4 protein-coding genes and 1 rRNA gene are annotated in these 5,887 nt (G+C 37.8%); all 5 read left to right on the forward strand.

All coding sequences use genetic code 11. From position 1 onward, the window contains the following. Window positions 1-92, forward strand: a 5S ribosomal RNA gene (rrf, locus tag ACIQ1H_RS20720); the annotation flags it as partial. 442 nt (window positions 93-534) lie between these two features. Further along, a complete protein-coding gene (gene secA, locus ACIQ1H_RS20725; protein WP_402891582.1) occupies window positions 535-3,048 on the forward strand; it encodes a preprotein translocase subunit SecA in 2,514 nt (837 codons plus the stop codon). Window positions 3,049-3,410: 362 nt separating this feature from the next. Beyond that, window positions 3,411-3,968: a competence protein ComK gene (locus ACIQ1H_RS20730; protein WP_337982021.1), complete on the forward strand. Its 558-nt coding sequence runs from the start codon at window positions 3,411-3,413 to the stop codon at window positions 3,966-3,968. A 119-nt stretch (window positions 3,969-4,087) separates the two neighbouring features. Beyond that, a complete protein-coding gene (locus ACIQ1H_RS20735; RefSeq protein WP_173477680.1) occupies window positions 4,088-4,264 on the forward strand; it encodes a hypothetical protein in 177 nt (58 codons plus the stop codon). A 163-nt stretch (window positions 4,265-4,427) separates the two neighbouring features. Beyond that, window positions 4,428-5,529, forward strand: a protein-coding gene (gene prfB / locus ACIQ1H_RS20740; protein ID WP_402891586.1) for a peptide chain release factor 2 whose coding sequence is annotated in 2 segments (ribosomal slippage) — window positions 4,428-4,502 and window positions 4,504-5,529 — 1,101 coding nt in all. Because the reading frame shifts where the segments join, the coding sequence is not laid out codon by codon here. Window positions 5,530-5,887: the final 358 nt, after the last annotated feature.

Here is a 5,887-nt window from a genome sequence, read left to right on the forward strand (position 1 = left end):
ACACCCGTTCCCATACCGAACACGGAAGTTAAGCTCTTTAGCGCCGATGGTAGTTGGGGGCTTCCCCCTGTGAGAGTAGGACGTCGCTAGGCAAAAAAGTAAGCAGAGGATTTAAACCTCTGCTTTTTTTTATAATTTTCTACAGCAAGATTACCTGTTTTCTTTTATAAAGAGCTGTCTTGCCGATTATTGAAGAATGAACAGGGATTGCAAATAAGAACAAAGCGTTTAAGAGGAGAATGATATTGAGTTGATTTGTTAATCAAGATGAACTTACTATGAGATGGATAGGTTAAAGTTACTTGACATGGAGGCAGGCATTTTTAATGCAGATGTCTAGTCAATTGATAAACGACTAAATTATTTTCTTTTTCATTTGTAATATCCTCGTCTTACACTTAAAAGGTAAAAAAAGGTCGTAAAATGAACTTATTTTGCGAGGTTTTGTACCTTACTATAGGACACTGTTTGCATGAAACTGTTACACAATGGTAAAATGGAATTTGAGACTCGTATAGGAAGTGAAAAATATTCATGGCAAACCTATTAAATAAATTATTTGATTTCAATAAACGTGAGTTAAAAAAATTAGAAAAAATCGCTGACCAAGTTGAGGGATTCGCTTCTCAAATGGAACAGCTTTCAGATGAGCAACTACAAGCGAAGACAGAAGAATTTAAGAAACGTTATGCAGATGGCGAAAAATTAGATTCCATTCGTGCTGAAGCTTTTGCAGTTAGTCGTGAGGCGTCGAAGCGTGTATTAGGAATGTATCCTTTCCGCGTGCAAATTATGGGTGCTGCTTCACTTGATGAAGGTAATATTTCAGAGATGAAAACCGGTGAAGGTAAAACGTTAACTGCTACTATGGCGGTTTATTTAAATGCGATTACTGGTAAAGGCGTGCATGTAGTTACAGTCAATGAATATTTGGCTAGTCGTGACGCTGCTGAGATGGGTGAGCTGTACAATTTCTTAGGGCTTACAGTAGGCTTAAATTTAAACAGCTTATCAAAAGAAGAAAAGCGTGCTGCATATGATGCAGATATTACGTATAGTACAAACAATGAATTAGGCTTTGATTATTTACGTGACAATATGGTGCTTTATAAAGAAGAACGTGTTCAACGTCCACTTCACTACGCTGTAATCGATGAGGTTGACTCGATTTTAATTGATGAGGCACGTACACCATTAATTATTTCGGGACAGGCTGGGAAGTCAGCGCAGTTGTACAAGCAGTCTAATGCGTTTGTACGTATGTTAAGTGCTGATACAGATTACACATATGAAGAATCGACAAAGGGTGTTACATTAACGGATGCAGGTGTAGAAAAGGCCGAAAAAGCATTCGGTATCGACAACTTGTTTGATTTAACACATGTACGTTTAAATCATGCCATTAACCAATCGTTAAAGGCACATGTGAGTATGCATAATGATGTTGACTATGTTGTGCAAGAAGGCGAAATTGTTATCGTTGACGGCTTTACTGGTCGTTTAATGAAGGGACGTCGTTATTCTGATGGTCTCCATCAAGCAATTGAAGCTAAAGAAGGCGTTGAGATTCAAAATGAGTCGATGACGATGGCTACAATTACGTTCCAAAACTATTTCCGTATGTACCAAAAGCTTGCGGGTATGACGGGTACTGCGAAAACAGAAGAAGAAGAGTTCCGTAATATTTACAATATGAGCGTTATTGCGATTCCAACGAATAAGCCAATTGCACGTGATGACCGTCCAGATTTAATTTTTGCTTCAATGGAAGGGAAATATAAAGCTGTAGCAGCAGATATTGCTGAGCGTCATAAGGCTGGTCAACCAGTACTTGTAGGTACAGTTGCGATCGAAACATCTGAAATTATTTCACAGTTACTTGATAAACATAAAATTCCTCATAATGTACTAAATGCGAAAAATCATGAGCGTGAAGCAGAAATTATCGCAAATGCCGGTTCAAAAGGTGCCGTTACGATTGCCACAAATATGGCTGGTCGTGGTACCGACATTAAACCTGGTGAAGGTGTATTAGAAATTGGTGGTTTAGCTGTAATTGGTACGGAGCGTCATGAATCACGACGTATCGATAATCAGCTACGTGGACGGTCTGGTCGTCAAGGGAACCCAGGGGTTACGCAATTCTACCTGTCGCTTGAAGATGAATTAATGCGCCGCTTTGGCTCTGATAATATGAAGTCTATGATGATGCGTCTTGGTATGGATGATTCACAACCATTACAATCGAAAGTTGTATCAAGAGCAGTTGAATCAGCGCAAAAACGTGTTGAAGGGAATAACTTCGATGCACGTAAACGTTTACTACAATATGATGATGTTTTACGTCAGCAACGTGAGATTATTTACAAAGAGCGTTATGACGTTTTAGAAACAGAAAATATGCGTGAGCTTGTAGAGTCGATGATTCAGGAAACAATTGATAATATTGTCGGTCTTTATACACAAGGTGAGCAGCCAAAAGATTGGAACTTAAAAGCGATTGAGGACTTTGTCGCAGCTAACTTACTAGAAGAAGGCACATTAAAAGTGGCAGACTTCCAAGGTAAAACTGCCGAAGAAATTAATTCGATTATTTCTGATGCTGTACACCAACGCTATGATGAAAAAGAAGCAGAGCTTACACCAGAGCGTATGCGTGAATTTGAGAAGGTTATTTTATTACGTTCAATTGATACGAAATGGATTGATCATATTGACGCAATGGATCAATTACGACAAGGGATTCATTTACGTGCATATGGTCAAAATGATCCGCTACGTGAATATCAACAAGAAGGTTTTGCAATGTTTGAGGATATGGTCGCTTCAATTCGTGAGGATGTAGCGAAATATGCGATGAAAGCAGAAATCCGCAGTAACTTAGAACGTGAAGAGGTTGCGAAAGGTCAAGCTGTGAATCCGAAAGAGGATGGTTCTCCAGCACCGAAGAAACAACCTGTACGTAAAGCTGAAAATATTGGTCGTAATGATTTATGTCCATGTGGTAGTGGAAAGAAATTTAAAAACTGCCATGGTGCAGGTCAATAAAGATACGAAAAGATCAATTCAACGAAAAGTTGAGTTGATCTTTTTTTGCCGTGGAAGAAATGATGCCAAAATCTGAATTAATAGACAATAGATAACCGAAAGTATACAATAATTGTAACAATAGGTATTTAGTTCAACGAAAGTAATGAGTATAGCAGATTATTTAAAAAAATAGTAAAACACTTTCATATGAATTTACTTTCTTTGACAAAAGGGGAGGTGAATTTATGCGTTAGTTGAATCAAATTCTCGAGTAATGTAGTTTTAGCAGACGTGCTCGAGGAAGTACATAGGTATACCAATAAACATGTACATTCCTTTTTAATTCACACGATAAACATGATTTAAAGGAGGAGTAATCATTGCATTATAATTGTGAAGACATTATGAGTAGTGAAACAATGTTGTATATGCCTGAGTATGATGCCTTTGGAAATTTATGTACGAGAGTTATTGAAAGAGACTATCAATATATATCCAAATTATCTCCTACAAGATTAATGGATTTTAATCTCCGTTATTTTGGTTCGAGCTTGCGAGGGGCCTTTGATGGTTCAAAGATGATCTTAGGTAAGCTCAATAAAAATCCCATTGTTGTTCATGAACGGTTTAATATTTTGTGGTTCCCTAGTAAGTCACCATTACATCCAGAGTGCATTTGGTTTGCTGTCCATCATATAGATGATTATATTGCTATTGGTAAAAAGCAAACAAAGGTTGTATTTATGAACGGTCAAGAAATTATTGTGGATGTGAGTCCAAAAGCATTTGAATATCGTATTCAGAGAGCTTTTTTATTAAAATACAAACTTGAAAAACGAACAAAACATTTACTTGTGCAGTTTGATCGTGTCAAAGTATTTCAACGAATGGCAATTCGCTCTAAGGTAGAGGATGAAACGAAAAAAGATGAATGCTAGAAAACAGTAGCAATTCATCTATGTTGGTTATTTCAAACGGAATATCCATTAAGTGCGGGTACTTTTAAGATTTTTAGCTTCTTTGAAATCCAATTAATAAATACAGAGGGGTGTAGGCTTTGATGATTTATTATGAAACGATTTGTATTTGCTGTAAAAAACAATTTAAGCTTTTAGAAGGAACGCGGAAATATCAGCTATATAAAGTGGATCGCAATAGACGATTGACATGTGAGCATTGTGACCAAAAAATTCATGCAGAAGCTCGGAAAAGTTTACTTGCCAAACTAAATTGAACATAAAAAATAGTAGTATAAGCTAAGTGCTTTGTACTACTATTTTTTATGGATCATGGATTGGCATATTGAAAAAATTATGTTTTCCGCTTGAAAAACGCTATAATAGAATAATACGGATTTTACTTGTAATATCCATTAAATATGTTCGGAGGATTTAGCAATGATTGAATTAGCAGATGTACGTAACGCGTTAGACACTACAGCCAAAAAATTGGCGGACTTTAGGAGGTCTCTTTGACTTAGAAAACAAAGAGGCACGTATTCAAGAATTAGATGAAATGATGCTAGAGCCAGGCTTCTGGGACGATCAACAAGGAGCACAGGTAGTCATCAATGAAGGTAATGGTTTAAAGGCTATTGTGAATGAATATAAAGAGTTAGTAGATACACATGAAAATTTAGATATGACACTAGAGTTATTACGTGAAGAGCCCGATGAGGAATTACAGGAAGAGTTAGGTAGCGAGCTTGCAGAATTCCAACAAAAAATGGGCGATTTTGAATTGCAATTACTATTAAGTGGTCCATATGATCAAAACAATGCGATTTTAGAGCTCCATCCTGGTGCTGGTGGTACAGAGTCTCAAGACTGGGGTTCTATGTTATTACGTATGTATACACGTTGGGCTGAAAAACGCGGATTTAAAGTAGAAACAGTCGATTATCTTCCTGGTGATGAAGCGGGGATTAAATCCGTTACATTATCTATTAAAGGGCATAATGCGTACGGTTATCTACAGGCTGAAAAGGGTGTACACCGTTTAGTACGTATTTCACCGTTCGACTCTTCTGGTCGTCGTCATACATCATTCGTTTCATGTGATGTCATGCCTGAATTCGATGACAATATTGAAGTAGATATTCGTACAGAGGATTTAAAAATTGATACGTACCGTGCAACAGGCGCAGGTGGTCAGCATATTAATACAACCGATTCAGCTGTTCGTATTACGCATATTCCTACTGGTACTGTCGTTCAATGTCAGGCAGAGCGTTCACAAATTAAAAACCGTGAAAAAGCAATGACGATGTTAAAAGGGAAATTATATCAATTAGAAATCGATAAGCAGCAAGCACAACTTGATGAAATTCGCGGTGAGCAAAAGGAAATTGGCTGGGGCTCACAAATCCGCTCATATGTATTCCATCCATATTCAATGGTTAAGGATCACCGTACAAGTGAAGAAACAGGAAATGTAGGCGCAGTAATGGACGGAGATTTAGATCCATTTATTAATGCATATTTACGTTCTAAAATTTAATGATAAGTGCCAGTCACTCAAACAATTCAGAATTTTGTTAGTAAGGTTATTAAACAAAAAAACCACGAAGCCTCCAGCGGGAATGCACGCAATGTAAGACGTAACAAACGACGCAACAGCGACGGTTACGGCTTACGAAGTGCCCGCGGAAAGCGAAGTGGGTTTTTCGCATTAGACTATACAATGAAAAAAATAGAAGAGGAACGCCGCTACGCAATATCCACCTTGCACTGCTAGTAGAACATTGATATATAAATGCTCGAGTAAAAATCCACGTAGACTCCAGCGGGAATGCACAGAACGTAAGACGCAACAAACCGCGCGTTAGCGAGGGTTGCGGCTTATGTGTGTGCCCGCG

The organism is Lysinibacillus sp. NPDC097279, assembly GCF_044761745.1.
GTDB lineage: Bacteria > Bacillota > Bacilli > Bacillales_A > Planococcaceae > Lysinibacillus.

What these genes read in the sequence shown, in the direction of transcription:
- secA (WP_402891582.1), top strand. Translation starts at nt 535, where the DNA reads ATGGCAAACCTATTAAATAAATTATTTGATTTCAATAAACGTGAGTTA.